Raw genomic sequence first — 15,306 nt, 5'->3', positions numbered from 1 at the left:
TCGGGATTCCGCCGTCTTGACCGAAGTCCTCTTGCGAAAGAAGGCGTCATGGACGGCAGATTCACCCGGCGGCAGCTGATCAACGGTGCGCTGGCGGTGGCGGGCGCGGCGGCGGCGAGCCCGTTGCTCGCGCCCACCACATCGGCGGCTACGCGCCCGTACCCGGTTACGGTCCCCACGCTTCCCTGGCCCGCGGCCAACGACATCGTCGCGCGGACGAAACTCCCGGTCTTCCCGGACCGGACGCTCTCCGTCCTCGACTATGGCGCCAAAGGCGACGGCAAGACCGACAACACCGCCGCGATCAAGAAGGCGATCGAAACGGCCAACGCGCGAGGCGGCGGGCACGTCGTCGTGCCGAAGGGCACTTTCGTCACCGGCGCGGTGTACCTCAAGAGCAACGTCGACCTGCACCTGGCCGCGGGTGCGGTGCTCAAATTCGGTTCGGACGCCTCGAAATTCCCGAACGTCCTCACCCGGTACGAGGGCATCGAGTGCGTCAACCGGTCACCGATGATCTACGCCTACAAGGAGTCCAACATCGGGCTCACCGGACTGGGCACGCTCGATGCCGCCACGACGTCGTCGTGGAACAAGGGCAAGGACCGCGAGTACCTCGAATCCCTGGTCGCCGACGGGATTCCACCGGAGAAACGGATCGTGCTCGGCTCCGGGTACGCGATGCGGTCGTCGTTCGTCGAGCCGTACGCGTGCGACACCGTGCTGATCCAGGGCATCACGTTGAAGAACCCGCAGTTCTGGCAACTGCATCCCACGCTGTGCCGGAACGTCACGATCGACGGCGTCCGCACGGACGCGAGCACCGCGCGCTCCAACACCGACGCGTGCGACCCCGAATCGTGCGACCACGTCGTGATCGTGAACAGCAACCTCGGCGCGCACGACGACAACATCGCCCTCAAAGCGGGCCGGGACGCCGACGGGCGGCGGATCGGCGAGCCCTGCCAGAACATCGTCGTCGCCGACTGCGTGATGAACGGAAACTGGGGCGCCATCACCTGCGGCAGTGAGCAGACCGGCGGCATCCGCAACGTCTACGCGTACAGGCTCACCGTCACCGGCGAGACGAAATACGCGCTGTACGTCAAATCGAACACCCTGCGCGGCGGGTTCTCCGAGAACATCAACCTCGACAGCGTCTCCGGCACGTTCGTGCGCTCGATCGTGTACGTCCTCCCGGACTACAACGGGCAGACCGGTTCGTTCGTCCCCCGGTTCGGGCCGTTCACGGTCAGCAACTCCTCCAGCACGAAATGCGGGCAAGCGGCGTTCAACGTCCGCGGGTTGCCGAACTCACATATCCGGGGGCTGCGGGTGAGCGATTGCCGCTTCGACGGGGTCGCGAACACCGACAACACGCTGAGATACGTCGATGACCTGCGGTTCACCCGCACCACGATCAACGGTGAGCCCGTCTGATTCGTCCTGCGCTCCCCGATGCGGTGCGGCAGGCTGGATCCGGAGACCGCACCGCATCGGAGGAATCGTGGACACACCAGGACTTCCCGCGAAGATCGACCCGGACGCGCTGACCACCGTCCTCGATGGACGGTGGGCCGAGCTGCGCGGCGCGGTACGCGCGCAGATGGCGGCGGAGGACTTCAAGGACCCCGTCGACCTCGACGTCGAGGCCCACCGTGCCCAGGTCCTCGCATGGCTGCGCCTGCTCGCCCGCACCGACCGGCCGGGACTCGGTTTCGACCCGGCCCACGGTGGCGGCGGCGACGTCGGCGGCTCGGTGATGTCGTTCGAGATGCTGGGGTTCGGCGACCTCTCGCTGATGGTCAAGGCCGGTGTCCAATGGGGCCTGTTCGGCGGCGCGGTGCAGTTGCTCGGCACCGAACGCCACCATGAGCGCTACCTGCGCAAGATCAAGGATCTGGAGGTGCTCGGCTGTTTCGCGATGACCGAGCACGGCCACGGCTCGGACGTCCAGCACCTGCGCACCACCGCTACCTACGACCCGGCCACCCGCGAGTTCGTCATCCACACGCCCGACCGCGGCGCGATGAAGGAGTACATCGGCAACGCCGCCCGCGACGGGGAACTCGCGGTGGTGTTCGCGCAGCTGATCACCGGGGCGAGTCGCGCGGTGTGCACGCGTTCCTGGTGCCGATCCGCGGCGAGGACGCGCGCGGTGTCGAGATCGAGGACTGCGGGCGCAAGGCCGGGCTCAACGGCGTCGACAACGGGAGGCTCACCTTCACCCAGGTGAGGGTTCCGCGCGAGGCGCTGCTCAACCGATTCGGTGACGTCACCGAGGACGGTACGTACACGAGCCCGATCGAAAGCGACGGCCGCCGGTTCTTCACGATGCTCGGCACGCTCATCCGCGGGCGGGTCAGCGTCGCGGGCAGCGCCGGCAGCGCGACGAAACGCGCACTGGCGCTGGCCGTCCGGTACGGCGAGCAGCGGCGGCAGTTCGCGCGGCCGGAGGGCGAGGAGGTCGTGATCCTCGACTACCGCGCCCACCAGCGGAAACTGCTGCCCGCGCTGGCGACGTCGTACGCGCTGCACTTCGCCCAGGAAGTCCTGGTCGCGAAGCTCAACGACATCGCGGAGGACGCGCCGGAAGAGGAGCAGCGGGAGCTGGAGTCGCGCGCGGCCGGGATCAAGGCCGTCACCACCTGGCACGCGACGGCGACCATCCAGACCGCGCGCGAGGCGTGCGGCGGCTCCGGATACCTGTCGGAGAACCTGCTCGCCGGGCTGAAGGCCGACACCGACGTCTTCACCACCTTCGAGGGCGACAACACCGTGCTGCTGCAGCTGGTCGCGAAGGGCCTGCTGACCAGCTACAAGGACCAGTTCGAGGACCTGAGCCCGCTCGCGACCGCGAGGTTCGTGGCGGAGCAGTTCGTCGAGGCCGTGATCGAACGGACGTCGGCGCGCAAGGTCATCGAGCGGCTCACCGATGTCGACGACAGCGAGGTGCTGTTCGATCGGGAGTGGCACGTGAAGCTGTTCGAAGACCGCGAAGAGCACGTGCTCGGCGGGGTCGCACAGCGCCTGCGGAAGGCCGCTTCGGATCCCTTCGGCGTCTTCAACGAGGCGCAGGACCACGTGCTGCGGGCCGGGCGGGTGCACGTCGACCGGGTGGTGCTGGAGGCGTTCGTGGACGCGATCGAGCGCTGCGCCGATCCGGACGCGCGCGAGCTGCTGGAGCGGGTCTGCGATCTCTACGCGCTGGCGAACATCGAAGCGGACCGCGGCTGGTTCCTCGAACACGGGCGCCTGACTTCGGGGCGTTCGAAGGCCGTCACCGCGGCGGTGAACGCGTTGTGCGCGGACCTGCGCCCGCACGCGCGGACCCTGGTGGACGCCTTCGCTATCCCCGAGAAGTACCTAGCGGCTCCGATGCTGCGGGACTGATCTCGCCCCGCTGCTCGGCGAGCTCGGCCCGCAACGCCTTGACCTCGCGGGTCAGCTCGTCGAGGTGCTCGCGGGTGACGGCCTGCGCGCTCTCGTCGGCCTCGGTCACCCGGCGGATCAGCCACGACGCCAGCGTCGCGGTGACCACACCGAGCAGCGCGATCCCGGCCACCATCAGCCCGACCGCGACGATGCGGCCGGCGCCGCTGATGGGATACCGGTCGCCGTAGCCGACCGTGGTGATCGTCGTGACCGACCACCACAACGCGTCCGGGAAGTCGGTGATCGGCGCGTCCGGCGCCGTGCGCTCGGCGTCGAGCACGGCGAGCGCCGAACAGAACACGATGAGCGCCGTCGCGCCCACCGTGTAGACCACGACGCGGCCGCGCAGCGACAGGCCGGCGTTGCGGTTGAGGATGTTGAGCACCGTGACCAGCCGGAGCAGGCGCAACTGCCGGATCAGCGGCAGCACGATGATCAGCAGGTCGAAGATGTTGTTCTTGAGGAACACCCGTTTGTCTTCGGCGTGCCTGAGGCGGACGCCGTAGTCCAGGGCGAAGACCGCCCAGGAGATCCAGGTGACCACCTCGCACCAGACCCGGCCGGTGTGGCCGAGCGAGGGTTGGAGGATCGGCCACGCGTAGGCGATCAGGAACAGTACGGCGGCGCCGTTGAGTGGCCACTCCATCCGCTTTTCCCACATATGGGGTGTCTCCTCACCTGGCCCTGCCCAGGTGCGTACGTTAAGCGATGTCGAGCGCAGTGCCATAGAGCCGCTCGGCCCGAAGGGTGATGTCGAGCCTGCGTTCGGGTGTCCGAGCGACTGCGGAGAGTTCCGCTTTGCCCTCCGCGACCGCGAACGACCAGTTGTCGGCGCTGGAGACGTGCAGGGAGACGTGCGGATTGGTACGGATCTGCTTGACCTTGAGGCGGTCCTCAGTGGTGCTGATCCGGATCTCTCGCGTGTCGGGGTCCCAGGTGTAGACGACGGTGGAGAGGTGCGGGCGGCCGTCGCGCTTGAGGGTCGCGAGGACGCCGAAGGTGTGCTCGGCGAGGAAGTCGCTGAGGGTGGCGTCGTCGAGGGGGCGGGGCGGCACGTTCTTGGTCATGACACCGAGCATGTCCGGAGATCCAGGACGGCGTAAGAAGGCACTTTCTTGTGCCAGAGGGAACACGCGTGTGTCCATCCAGGTCACGGTGATCCCGCGGCTCGCAATTAGTCCTCTAAATGCGGCTTGAGCGCCCTAGGCGTACATCGCCTTAGGCGTACATGGCCAGCCAGATCGCGATGTAGTGCGAAACGGCGGCCAGGACCGTGCAGGCGTGGAAGTACTCGTGGTACCCGAACGTATCCGGGAAGTGGTTCGGCCACTTGACGGCGTAGAACACCGCGCCCAGCGTGTACAGCAGCCCGCCGACGCAGAGCAGCACGAGCGCGGCGACACCGGCGTGCGCGCCCAGCTCGGGCAGGATGAAGACGGCGACCCAGCCGAGCGCGATGTAGACCGGCACGCCGACCCAGCGCGGGGCGTTCGGCCACAGCATCTTCAGGGTGACACCGCCGATGGCGCCGCCCCAGACGATGGCCAGCACGATGTACCCGCTCGGCTGAGGCATCGCCAGAAGGGTGAACGGCGTGTAGGTGCCGGCGATGAACAGGAAGATCATCGAATGGTCGGCGCGCTTCATCCATTCGTATGCTCGCGGGCTCCACAAGCGACGGTGGTACAGCGCGCTGACGCCGAAGAGGCCGAGCACGGTCAGGCCGTAGATCGAGGTGGCCAAAGCGGCTATCGGCGACACTGTGGACGCCGCCAGGCTGATCAGGGTCGCGGCTCCGGCGACTGCGCCGAAGAAGGACCAGAAGTGGAGGTGGCCCCGCAGGCGAGGACGTGTGTCCACCAAGGGCGTGGGCCCGGACGGCTGCTGTTCGGTCGCTACGCTCACTCTCCCAGGTTACGGCACCGTAGGTTTTTTGCCAGTGTCCGTGGCGCGTCCCACTGAAGCGCGCGGGGTGCGTACTCTCCGGTGGCGTGAGTCTTCGGTCCTTCTTGTCAGACGTCGTGTACAGCGCCTACGGCAGGCGCCTGATCCAGCAGGCCAAGGGGCGCCATCCGCGCCACATCGCCATCATGCTGGACGGGAACCGCCGCTGGGCGCGCGAAGCGGGCTTCACCGACGTCGCCGACGGCCATCGCGCCGGCGCCAAGAAGATCGCGGACTTCCTGAGCTGGTGCAACGAGGCCGACGTCGAGGTCGTCACCATGTGGCTGCTCTCGACCGACAACCTCGGCCGCGCGGTGGAGGAGCTCAGCCCGCTGCTGAAGATCATCACCGACGTCACCGACGAACTCGCCGCCCCGCAGACGCCGTGGCGGCTCCGGATCGTGGGAGCCCTCGATCTGCTGCCGCCGGAGGTCGCGAAGGCGCTCAGCGCGGCCGCGGAGCGCACCGAAGGCCGCACCGGGATGGAAGTCAACATCGCGGTCGGTTACGGAGGGCGTCAGGAGATCGCCGACGCCGTGCGCAAGCTTCTGCTCCAGCACGCCGACGAGGGCACGTCGATCCGGGAGCTCGCGAAGATTCTGGACGTCGACCATATTTCCGAGCACATGTACACCTCGGGGCAGCCGGATCCGGATCTGATTATCCGTACCTCAGGTGAACAGCGGCTTTCCGGATTCCTGCTCTGGCAGTCGGCGCATTCGGAATTCTGGTTCACCGAGGCGTATTGGCCGGCATTCCGCCGGGTCGATTTCCTCCGGGCGATGCGTGATTACGCGTGGCGGCACCGGCGCTTCGGTTCCTGACCCGAGACAGACGAAAGCCCCGGAGTGGAAACTCCGGGGCTTTCGACGTCCATCCACCCTGAGATCAGTGGTGGTGGTGCTCCAGCGAGTGGAGGATCAGGGCCGGGGTGGTGGCGATGCCCGCGTAGGCACCGGCGACCAGGGAAGCAGCGCCATAGCCCAGCGCGCCGCCGCCCTCGATGAAGGTGTTGTAAGCGTCGCCGAACGTGGGGTCCGGGGTGCCTTCGGTCGCGGCGAACGCGGTCCCGCCGACCATCATGAGACCCGCGGCGACGGCGGCTACGAAACCAGCCTTCTTCAGCACTACGCACACTCCTTGGTAGAGACAATCAGGGATCCGGGGCACCGAAGTTTCCGGTGGTGTGTCCCGCAGTGAGAAAATTACTCGCTATTGAGGACTTGTGACCGTTGTGTACGCCCATTGTGTGAGGCAAAAATCGCCTCCTTCACTCGGTACGGTTCTCTATCTCGGTCACAAAATGCGCTCCGCTACCAAGCGTGGTAGAAGCCTGAATCTCATCGAGTGAACGCCCTCTGTTGCGTTAATCCATCCGGGTCGCGTCAACGAGCGTCCCTGAATGGAGATCGTCACTACACACGGTGACGGTGACGAGGCGTTGATGTCGGACGACCGACAGTGAGATGACGGTTTGACGAATCACCGTGGTGGCTGCCTGCGCGATCGCCTCTTCGCAGGTACCTTCCGAAAGTGAGGGTTCGCGTCCCATGCGGACTCTCGCGGGAGGCCCTGGTCGTGGTGGTTATCGACAGGGCGGCACAGCCGCCCAGTGGATGCACGAGGGGGCCGGCACCCGGCCCTCGCGGCCGTGCCGACTGACGCGTACAGCGTCAGAAGGAGCGGTTAGCCAGGGAGGTGCCCGGCCCAGCGAGTGCGGGCGTGGTGCCACGCCCACGAGGGAGATGCCGTCGTGACTGCGCAGCGTTCACCCCGCAAGGCCTCTGGCCGTTCTTCGACCGGTGCCCCTGGCCCGGAGAAAGCCTCGATCTCGCCCGAATCCCAGCGGTCCACCTACGTGCTCGACACGTCGGTTCTGCTCTCTGATCCCTGGTCGGTGACTCGTTTCGCCGAACACGCGGTCGTGCTCCCGCTGGTCGTCATCAGTGAACTGGAGGCGAAACGTCACCACCCCGAACTGGGCTGGTTCGCGCGCGAAGCGCTTCGCATGCTCGACGACCTGCGTCGTCAGCACGGCAGGCTCGACGCGCCGATCCCGATCGGCGAGCACGGCGGCACCCTGCAGGTGGAACTGAACCACTCGGATCCCACGGTGCTCCCGGTCGGCTTCCGCACCGACTCCAACGACCATCGCATCCTCGCCTGTGCGCTCAACCTGGCGGCGGAATACGCGTCGGTCACGCTGGTGACCAAGGACATCCCCCTGCGCGTCAAGGCGGGCGCCGTCGGCCTCGAGGCCGACGAGTACCGCGCGCAAGAGGTGACGCCCTCGGGCTGGACGGGGATGGCGGATGTGGACGTCCAGCAGGACCTGGTCGACGCGCTGTTCAGCGGGTCTTCGGTGGATCCTGCGGAGTTCGGGATGCCGGAAGTGGGTGAACTGCCCTGTCACACCGGTCTGAGGCTGCTGGCGGGGACGTCGAGCGCGCTGGGCCGGGTCACCGCGGACAAGCGGATCCGGCTCGTCCGGGGCGACAAGGAGGCGTTCGGCCTGCACGGTCGCTCGGCCGAGCAGCGGGTGGCGCTGGATCTCCTGCTGGACTCCGACGTCGGCATCATCTCGCTGGGCGGACGCGCCGGTACGGGTAAGTCGGCGCTCGCGCTCTGCGCGGGGCTGGAATCGGTGATGGAACGCCGCCAGCACCGCAAGGTCGTGGTGTTCCGGCCGGTGTACGCGGTCGGCGGCCAGGAACTCGGCTACCTGCCGGGTTCCGAGGCGGAGAAGATGCAGCCATGGGCGCAGGCGGTGTTCGACACCCTCGGCGGGCTGGTCAGCCAGGACGTCCTCGACGAGGTCTTCGACCGCGGCATGCTCGAGGTGCTCCCGTTGACGCATATCCGCGGCCGGTCGCTGCACGACACGTTCGTCATCGTCGACGAGGCGCAGTCACTGGAGCGCAATGTGCTCCTGACCGTGCTTTCCCGGCTCGGCACGGCTTCGCGGGTGGTGCTCACGCACGACGTCGCGCAGCGTGACAACCTGCGGGTCGGGCGGCACGACGGCGTTTCCGCGGTGATCGAGAAGCTCAAGGGGCATCCGTTGTTCGCCCACGTCACGCTGACCCGCTCGGAGCGATCGCCGATCGCCGCGCTGGTCACCGAGATGCTGGAGGACCACGGATAGGCGCATGTTATGAACGGACCTTTCATAACGGATTTTGTTATGAAAGGTCCGTTCATAACAGCCATTCGCGGGTCAGGTGACCGGTTTCGCCCAGGGGAGCGGCCGTCCGTCCACATCGTCGTCGAGTTCGACGCCGAGCATGGCCGAAAGGGTCGCGCCCAGGTCGACGACGTCCAGATCCGGCAGCTTCGTGCCCGGCTCGAAACCGGGGCCACTGGCCAGAAGCAGCCCGTCCGGGCGGTGGTCGCCGGTACGCCAATGCTCGTCCGGGCCGTAGACGACGCCGGTCTTGGACGACCACACCGTCTCGATCGGACCTGTGCGCGCCCAGTCGATCAGCAGATCCGGCAGGGTGTCGTCGGCCTCGCGGTCGTAGTGGTCGCTCGTGCGCGAAACCTCGCGCACGACGGGTTTCCCGTTCGCGACGTTCACCAGTGAGAGCAGGTCCTCGGTCAGCTGCGCGCAGACGGCCTCGTACTCGGCGCCGGGCCGGACGACGCCGTGCGGCTCGCGGCCCACCAGGTTGATCCGCACGCCGCCGAAGACGAAGTTGTTGGGGGACAGGTAGAATCGCTGCTTCGACCGTTGCTCGGCGGTCGCCCAGTTCGGCACCGCGGGCAGCGGTGCCGCGGCGAGCCGCTTGCGCAGCAAGGGCATCCCCGCCGCCGCCAGGATCCTCCTCAGTGGACCGGGTAGCGCGGAATAGCCGCGTTTCGCCAGTGTCATCGGGCCGCCGCCGCGCAGCCCCTCGGATGCCACGCCGTCCAGCAGTCGCAGGATCTCGTGCAGCAGATGGCTTCCCTCGTACCGCGGCCCCATGCCATGGCTCAGCAGCACGAAGACCGTGGTGTCCGGTCCGGCCAGTGCGAGGTGCTCGCCGATCGCCGTGTCGAGGCTCCGGTACACGGAGCGGATCGGATCCAGCTCGACGGCGAGCGCGGTGTCGTGGTCGCGGTGCGCGGGATCGTGCAGATGCCACTGCTGATGCCCGATGCTGTGCGATTCCCCGTACACCGAAAGGAAAAGGTCCCACTCGCCCTGTGCGAGCAGATCGGTCGACACCCGGGTCTTCTGCCCGATCCCGTCGACGAGCCCGTGCGTCAGCGCGCGTTCTTCGTCGGCTGTCCGATGTGGACCTTCGCGGTGCAGGTAATCGTCCGGCGCCCAGTCCCGGACCAGATCGGGTTCGGCGGTGAGGATCGGGGTGAGGCCGACCTCCGCCTCGATCTCCTTCGCCAGCTCCGGCGGGGAGGTGTGGAAGCCGAAATGCCGGTCGTGGCAGGCGTATTCGCTCACCACGACCCCGTTGAGGGGGACGTCCGCGCGGGAATGCGGGACGTCGAGCACGGCGACGCGTTTGCCCGCCGCCGAAAGCGTCTCCCAGAACGGGGTGCCCCGGATCTCCAGCGGGCTGGTCAGCCGCCGCTCGTAGGTCTTGGTGTCGACCTCTTCCCAGCAGTGGAAACCGGTCCGCGCGGCCGTGCGCGCGGTGAAGAAACTGCTCCACAACGAGCCGACGAACAGGCCGTAGGGGTTGTGCGTGGTCGCCGACGCGCTGCTTTCGAGCAGGCGTGCCAGCGTCGGCACTTCGCCCGCCGCGGCGAGATCGCGGATCGTGCCGGGGTCGCAGGCGTCGAGCGCGACGACGAGGATTTTCGCGGGATCGGTCATGAGCGGTCTTCCGTTCCGGAATGCTTGCGGCGGACGGCGGCGAAGTCGGCGTCGTAAGTCGGCCCGTGGGAAAGCCGATCCGCGGATGTCGTCGAGTAGTAGCAGGAGATCGCCGGGACGACCAGCGGAGCGCGCTCCGCGGTCAGCGCGAGGAGCAGGTCCCAGTCGCCCATCTCGACCAGGGACTCGTCGAACCTGGCTTCGGGAAGGCCCGCGCGGTGTGCGACCGCGCCGATGTCGGCGAGGTTCTCCTCCAGCAGCGTTTCCCGGTCGTAGCGCCGCAGGAACAGCGTCGGCAGGCCGCCGATGTCGTCGATGACGAACCCGCCGTACGCCGCGGTGATCTCCGGATGTTCGCCGAACGCCCAAGCCAAGGCCTTGAGCCACAACGGATGCATGGTGTTGTCGTCGTCGAGGTAGGTGACGATCTCGCCGGTGGCCTCGGCCAGCGCGGCGTTGCGGGCGGCGCAGACACCGCCGTGCGCCACGCGGATCGAGCGGACGCGCGGGTCTTCGAACCCGGCGATCACCTTGGGCGTCGAGTCCGCGCTGGCGTCGTCGACGATCACCAGTTCCCAGTTCTCATAACGCTGCGCCTGAACCGAGGCGACGGCGCGGGGCAGCAGCGCGGCGCGGTTGTGCGTCGGCAGGACGATCGAGATCTTCGGCGTGGCCGTGAGTTCGTGCCGGTCCAGCCAGTGGGTGAACGTGCGGACGTCACGGGCCGCTTCGAGTTGCCCTGCACGGAGGTGAAGTCCTTCGAGCGCGGTGTCGTGACTGCCGAGCCAGCCGTCGAGCACCTGCTGCCGGGAATCGAGGGCTTCCTGCTTCGCCTCGACGGTGGTGGTGCGCGCGTCGCCGTCCCGCAGCCCGCGGTCGTGGTCCTCCAGCCAGGCGGTGCGGTGTTCCAGCACCGCACGCAGCCGCTCCAGTTCCGCGGCCTGGGACGCGACCATGGAACGCAGTTCGGCGAGTTCCCCGCTGCTGTCGTGGCGGCGATCCATCGCCGCCGCCACGATGCGTCTTACGCGCTTCATGCGCCGCACTCTAGTGCTGCCGGGGGGTGCCGATCACCAGCCCGTCGGCAGCGGGCGGCCTTCCGCGAAACCGGCGGCCGACTGGATGCCGAGCAGCGCGCGCTCGTGGAACTCCTCCAGCGTCCGCGCGCCCGCGTAGGTGCAGGCGGACCGGACACCGGAGCCGATCGAGTCGAGCAGGTCCTCGACGCCGGGGCGTGCCGGGTCCAGCGCCATCCGCGACGCGGAGATGCCCTCTTCGAACAGGCCCTTCTTTGCGCGCTCGAAGACGTTGTCGGTGCGCGTACGGGCGCCGACGGCACGCTTCGACGCCATACCGAAGGATTCCTTGTACGGCTTGCCCTGCTCGTCGTAGCGCAGGTCGCCCGGGGACTCGTGGGTGCCGGCGAACCAGGAGCCGACCATCGCGGCGGACGCGCCGGCCGCCAGGGCGAGCGCGACGTCGCGCGGGTGCCGCACGCCGCCGTCCGCCCAGACGTGCTTGCCCAGTTCACGGGCCGCGGCCGCGCATTCGGCGACGGCGGAGAACTGCGGCCGGCCGACGCCGGTCATCATCCGCGTCGTGCACATGGCGCCGGGGCCGACGCCGACCTTGATCACGTCCGCGCCCGCGTGGATCAGGTCGCGGGTGCCTTCCGGGGTGACCACGTTGCCCGCGACCACGGGGACCCGCGGGCTCACCGAGCGGACCGCCTTGAGCGCGGAGATCATCTTCTCCTGGTGACCGTGGGCGGTGTCCACGACCAGCACGTCGACACCCGCCGCGAGGACGGCCTCGGCCTTCGCCGCGACGTCGCCGTTCACGCCGATCGCGGCGGCGACCCGCAGGCTCCCGGCGGCGTCGACGGCCGGGGTGTAGATCTCAGCGCGCAGCGCCGCGATCTCCGTCAGGACGCCCGCGAGGCGTCCTTCGCCGTCGACACCGAGCGCGATCCGGCCGCCGTGGTCGTGCAGGCGCTCGAACACCTCGCGCGGCGGAGTGTCCAGCGGCACGGTGACGACCGCCGGCTCCGCGATTTCGGCCAGCCGCGCGAAGCGGTCGACACCGGCGCAGGCCGCTTCGTCGACGACGCCGACGGGCCTGCCGTTCTCGTCCACCACGACGACGGCGCCGTGGGCACGCTTGCCCACCAGGTTCAGCGCGTCGGCCACCGCGTCTCGGCCGGTCAGCACGAGCGGGGTGTCCCACACCGTGTGACGGCTCTTGACCCAGGTGACGATGTCGGCGACGGCGGCGGTGTCGACGTCCTGGGGGAGTACGACGAGACCGCCGCGCCGGGCGACCGTCTCGGCCATCCGGCGGCCCGCGACGGCGGTCATGTTCGCCACCACGATCGGGATCGTCGCGCCGGTTCCGTCCACAGTGGACAGGTCGACATCGAAGCGGGACTCCACGTCGGAACGGTTCGGCAAGAGGAACACGTCGTCGTAGGTCAGGTCGTGAGCGGGCCGATGCCCGTCGAGAAAGCGCACGAGGCCCCAGGATACCCGCGTGGGACACTGTCGGCATGACCGACCGGGATCGCGACGAAGCCGGACGAGCCCGCAACGCGCGCCCCAGGGACGGCCTCGGCAGGCCGCTCCCGTATGGCGCCGACGGGGTCGAGAGGCAGCCCGAGGGCATCGCACGGACCCCTGAAGACACCATCGCCGAGGCCCAGCGCCTGCTCGACGAGGGCCGCCCGTTCCACGCGCACGAGGTGTTCGAGGACGCGTGGAAGGCCACGGACGGGCCGGTGCGGGAGCTGTGGCGCGGCCTCGCGCAACTGGCGGTCGGGCTCACCCACGTGGCCAGGGGGAACGGGAACGGCGCGGTCTCCCTGCTGGAGCGGGGAGCGGCCAACATCGAGCCGTTCCGCGAGGCCCGGCCGCACGGGGTCGACGTCCCTGGCCTGCAGGAATGGGCGCGGACGATGGCCGGCGAGGTGAAGGTGCGGGCCCGGGTGGAGCCGGTCGCGCCTCGCCTGCTCGGCGAGTGATGGGTGGTGGTCCGTGAAGGCCTCCTTGAGGGACTCAGAGTCCCTCAAGGAGGCCTTCACGGACTTGGGGAATGCGGGTCGGGCGGCGAACCTTGAGTACTCGACATACCGCGAGTATGTTACTTCCAGTAGGACTACTGCCGAGTAGGTAACCGCCGGGAGGAAGCGCGATGAGCGAGTCCAAGGAACTGCTGGCCGAGCCGCTGAAACTGCGGTGCGGCGCGCTCCTGCCGAACCGGCTGGCCAAGGCCGCGCTGAGCGAGCAGCTCGGCGACCGCCGCAACCGCCCGACCCCGGAACTGGCCGAGCTGTACCGGACCTGGTCACACGGTGGCGCGGGGACGCTGATCACCGGCAACGTCATGGTCGATCCGACGGCGCTCGGCGAGCCGCGCAATGTCGCCGTGCCGTCGGAGCCGGACGCGACCGAGTTCAAGTCCTGGGCGCGCTCCGCCGACGGGACCGAGACCCGGCTGTGGGTCCAGCTCAACCACCCCGGCCGCCAGAGCCCGCGCTTCCTGTCCCGTCAGCCGGTGGCGCCGTCCGCGGTGCCGTTCGGCGACCGCGGTATCCGCTCGGTGTTCGCGACGCCGCGGGCGCTCACCGGTGACGAGATCGAGGCGATCATCGACCGCTTCGGCGTGGCCGCGCGGACCGTCGTCGACGCCGGATTCAGCGGCATCCAGATCCACGGCGCGCATGGCTACCTCGTCTCGCAGTTCCTCTCGCCGCTCACCAACCAGCGCACCGACGGCTGGGGCGGCGACGCCGTGCGCCGGCGCCGGTTCCTGCTCGAAGTGGTCGCCCGCGTGCGCGCCGAGGTCGGCGACGCCGTCCCCATCGCGGTCAAGCTCAACAGCGCCGACTTCCAGCGCGGTGGGTTCAGCGAAGAGGAATCGCTCGAGGTCGTCCGCGAACTGGGTGAAGCGGGCATCGACCTGCTGGAGGTCTCCGGCGGTACCTACGAAAAGGCCGTCATGATGGGCTCCGGCAAGGCGAGCACGGTCAGCCGCGAGGCCTACTTCCTCGACTACGCCGCGAAGGCGCGGGAGATCACCGACGTCGCGTTGATGGTCACCGGCGGGTTCACCAGTCCCGAAGGAATGGCGGACGCGCTGCGCTCGGGAGCACTGGACGTCGTCGGCCTCGGCAGGCCGCTGGTCGTCGACCCGGCGCTGCCCGGCCGTCTGCTCGGCGGCGAGGACGTCCGTGCCGAACGCAAGGCCCCGAAGACCGGCATCCGGCTGGCCGACAGCCTGCTCGAAATCCAGTGGCACACCCAGCAGATGCACCGCCTCGCCGCCGGGAAACCGGTGGACCGGCGGCTCGGCGCGGTGCGGACGCTAGTGCGCGCCGGTGTCGCCGATCCGCTCAACGCGTTCCGCCGGGTCCGGGGCTAGTTCGTCGTCTTCGTCGTCCAGTTCGTCCCGACGACTGAAGGTGCGGTCGAAGCCGACCGCGGCCGCCGCGAGCCCGGTGAAAAGCACGCCGATCAGCACGCAGTTGAAGGCGACCCCGCCGTAGCCGTTGATGCCCGGGTCGACGAACGGGTACGGGTAGAACCCGATGAACGCGCCGCGCACCAGCGTGACCCCGAGCCAGACCAGCGGGTACAGCAGCGACCAGCCCAGGATCCGCCACGACAACTGGCCGCGCGGACCGAACAGCAGCCAGCCCGCGACGCACATCAGCGGGGACACCTTGTGCAGCATCGTGTCGGCGAACACGGCCCAGCCGTGCAGCTCGTAGAGGTCGGCGAGCGCGACCTGGAAGACGACGCCGGTCACGGTGATACCGGTGAGGCCGGTGAGCCGCAGCACGCCCGAGAACGTCGAGCGGCCGGCGACGCCCAGCGCGAGCAGCAGGCCGCCGATGCCCACCAGGATGTTCGAGTCGATGGTGAAGAAGGCGAGCAGATTCGCCACGCGGCCGGCCGGGGTGGTGAAGGTGCCGCCGGTGGCTCCCGCCGAGACCGGGATCTGGGCGGCCAGGCCGGCGATCACCACCAGCGCGGTCGCGCCGAACCAGGCGCGCGCGATCTTGGAAGCCTGCATTCTCCTACTTTATGGGTGATCGTGCCGGAACGTAACGTCAC

At 68.7% G+C, this 15,306-nt stretch carries 13 protein-coding genes and 1 pseudogene; 6 read left to right on the top strand and 8 right to left on the bottom strand.

Annotation, left to right across the window (positions count from 1 at the left end):
* Window positions 1-48 precede the first annotated feature (48 nt).
* Entirely contained in the window at window positions 49-1,440 is a 1,392-nt protein-coding gene (locus ACLJRL_RS36105) for a glycoside hydrolase family 28 protein (RefSeq protein WP_410660860.1), read from the top strand.
* 67 nt (window positions 1,441-1,507) lie between these two features.
* Window positions 1,508-3,393 (top strand): annotated as a pseudogene (locus ACLJRL_RS36100) (acyl-CoA dehydrogenase).
* Here the strand turns inward: ACLJRL_RS36100 and ACLJRL_RS36095 are convergent.
* The 3 genes from ACLJRL_RS36095 to trhA form a co-directional block, all read right to left on the bottom strand.
* Window positions 3,350-4,081: an ion channel gene (locus ACLJRL_RS36095; RefSeq protein WP_410660859.1), complete on the bottom strand. Its 732-nt coding sequence runs from the start codon at window positions 4,079-4,081 to the stop codon at window positions 3,350-3,352. The pseudogene ACLJRL_RS36100 and the gene ACLJRL_RS36095 sit on opposite strands and share 44 nt — an antisense overlap.
* Before the next feature lie 55 nt (window positions 4,082-4,136).
* Window positions 4,137-4,502 (bottom strand): pyridoxamine 5'-phosphate oxidase family protein, encoded by a 366-nt coding sequence (locus tag ACLJRL_RS36090; RefSeq protein WP_410660858.1) that lies wholly within the window; start codon window positions 4,500-4,502, stop codon window positions 4,137-4,139.
* Between the two features lie 151 nt (window positions 4,503-4,653).
* Window positions 4,654-5,295 carry a PAQR family membrane homeostasis protein TrhA gene (gene trhA / locus ACLJRL_RS36085; RefSeq protein WP_410660950.1) on the bottom strand — a complete coding sequence of 214 codons (642 nt, stop codon included), beginning with the start codon at window positions 5,293-5,295 and terminating at the stop codon, window positions 4,654-4,656.
* Between the two features lie 131 nt (window positions 5,296-5,426).
* On the opposite strand from trhA, the gene ACLJRL_RS36080 reads away from it, so the two are divergent.
* The gene (locus ACLJRL_RS36080) at window positions 5,427-6,203 is read left to right on the top strand and encodes an isoprenyl transferase (protein WP_410660857.1); all 777 of its coding nucleotides are present in this window, start codon (window positions 5,427-5,429) and stop codon (window positions 6,201-6,203) included.
* A gap of 64 nt (window positions 6,204-6,267) precedes the next feature.
* Here the strand turns inward: ACLJRL_RS36080 and ACLJRL_RS36075 are convergent, their stop codons facing one another.
* Complete coding sequence (locus ACLJRL_RS36075) at window positions 6,268-6,507, bottom strand: hypothetical protein (RefSeq protein ID WP_410660856.1); 240 nt, start codon at window positions 6,505-6,507, stop codon at window positions 6,268-6,270.
* Window positions 6,508-7,237: 730 nt separating this feature from the next.
* Here ACLJRL_RS36075 and ACLJRL_RS36070 point away from each other — a divergent pair.
* On the top strand, window positions 7,238-8,524 hold the full coding sequence (locus tag ACLJRL_RS36070) for a PhoH family protein (protein ID WP_410660949.1): 1,287 nt from the start codon (window positions 7,238-7,240) through the stop codon (window positions 8,522-8,524).
* 72 nt (window positions 8,525-8,596) lie between these two features.
* On the opposite strand, the gene ACLJRL_RS36065 is transcribed toward ACLJRL_RS36070, so the two are convergent.
* Genes ACLJRL_RS36065 through ACLJRL_RS36055 form a run of 3 tightly spaced genes read right to left on the bottom strand, consistent with a single transcriptional unit; the run spans window position 8,597 to window position 12,705 of the window.
* On the bottom strand, window positions 8,597-10,195 hold the full coding sequence (locus tag ACLJRL_RS36065; RefSeq protein ID WP_410660855.1) for an alkaline phosphatase family protein: 1,599 nt from the start codon (window positions 10,193-10,195) through the stop codon (window positions 8,597-8,599).
* Window positions 10,192-11,232 (bottom strand): glycosyltransferase family 2 protein, encoded by a 1,041-nt coding sequence (locus ACLJRL_RS36060; protein WP_410660854.1) that lies wholly within the window; start codon window positions 11,230-11,232, stop codon window positions 10,192-10,194. The genes ACLJRL_RS36065 and ACLJRL_RS36060 overlap by 4 nt, the downstream gene beginning before the upstream one ends.
* A gap of 33 nt (window positions 11,233-11,265) precedes the next feature.
* Window positions 11,266-12,705 (bottom strand): GuaB1 family IMP dehydrogenase-related protein, encoded by a 1,440-nt coding sequence (locus ACLJRL_RS36055; RefSeq protein WP_410660853.1) that lies wholly within the window; start codon window positions 12,703-12,705, stop codon window positions 11,266-11,268.
* Window positions 12,706-12,740: 35 nt separating this feature from the next.
* Here ACLJRL_RS36055 and ACLJRL_RS36050 point away from each other — a divergent pair, with 35 nt between their 5' ends.
* Entirely contained in the window at window positions 12,741-13,211 is a 471-nt protein-coding gene (locus ACLJRL_RS36050) for a DUF309 domain-containing protein (protein WP_410660852.1), read from the top strand.
* A 170-nt stretch (window positions 13,212-13,381) separates the two neighbouring features.
* Complete coding sequence (locus tag ACLJRL_RS36045; protein WP_410660851.1) at window positions 13,382-14,611, top strand: NADH:flavin oxidoreductase/NADH oxidase family protein; 1,230 nt, start codon at window positions 13,382-13,384, stop codon at window positions 14,609-14,611.
* Here the strand turns inward: ACLJRL_RS36045 and ACLJRL_RS36040 are convergent.
* Window positions 14,555-15,265: a Pr6Pr family membrane protein gene (locus ACLJRL_RS36040; RefSeq protein WP_410660850.1), complete on the bottom strand. Its 711-nt coding sequence runs from the start codon at window positions 15,263-15,265 to the stop codon at window positions 14,555-14,557. The genes ACLJRL_RS36045 and ACLJRL_RS36040 overlap by 57 nt on opposite strands.
* Window positions 15,266-15,306 lie beyond the last annotated feature (41 nt).

The sequence above is a fragment of the Amycolatopsis sp. lyj-112 genome (assembly GCF_046549055.1).
In the GTDB taxonomy this organism is placed as follows: Bacteria; Actinomycetota; Actinomycetes; order Mycobacteriales; family Pseudonocardiaceae; genus Amycolatopsis.
The sequence above is the reverse complement of the archived record's forward strand: the minus strand, read 5'-3'. Positions and strand labels throughout refer to the sequence as shown.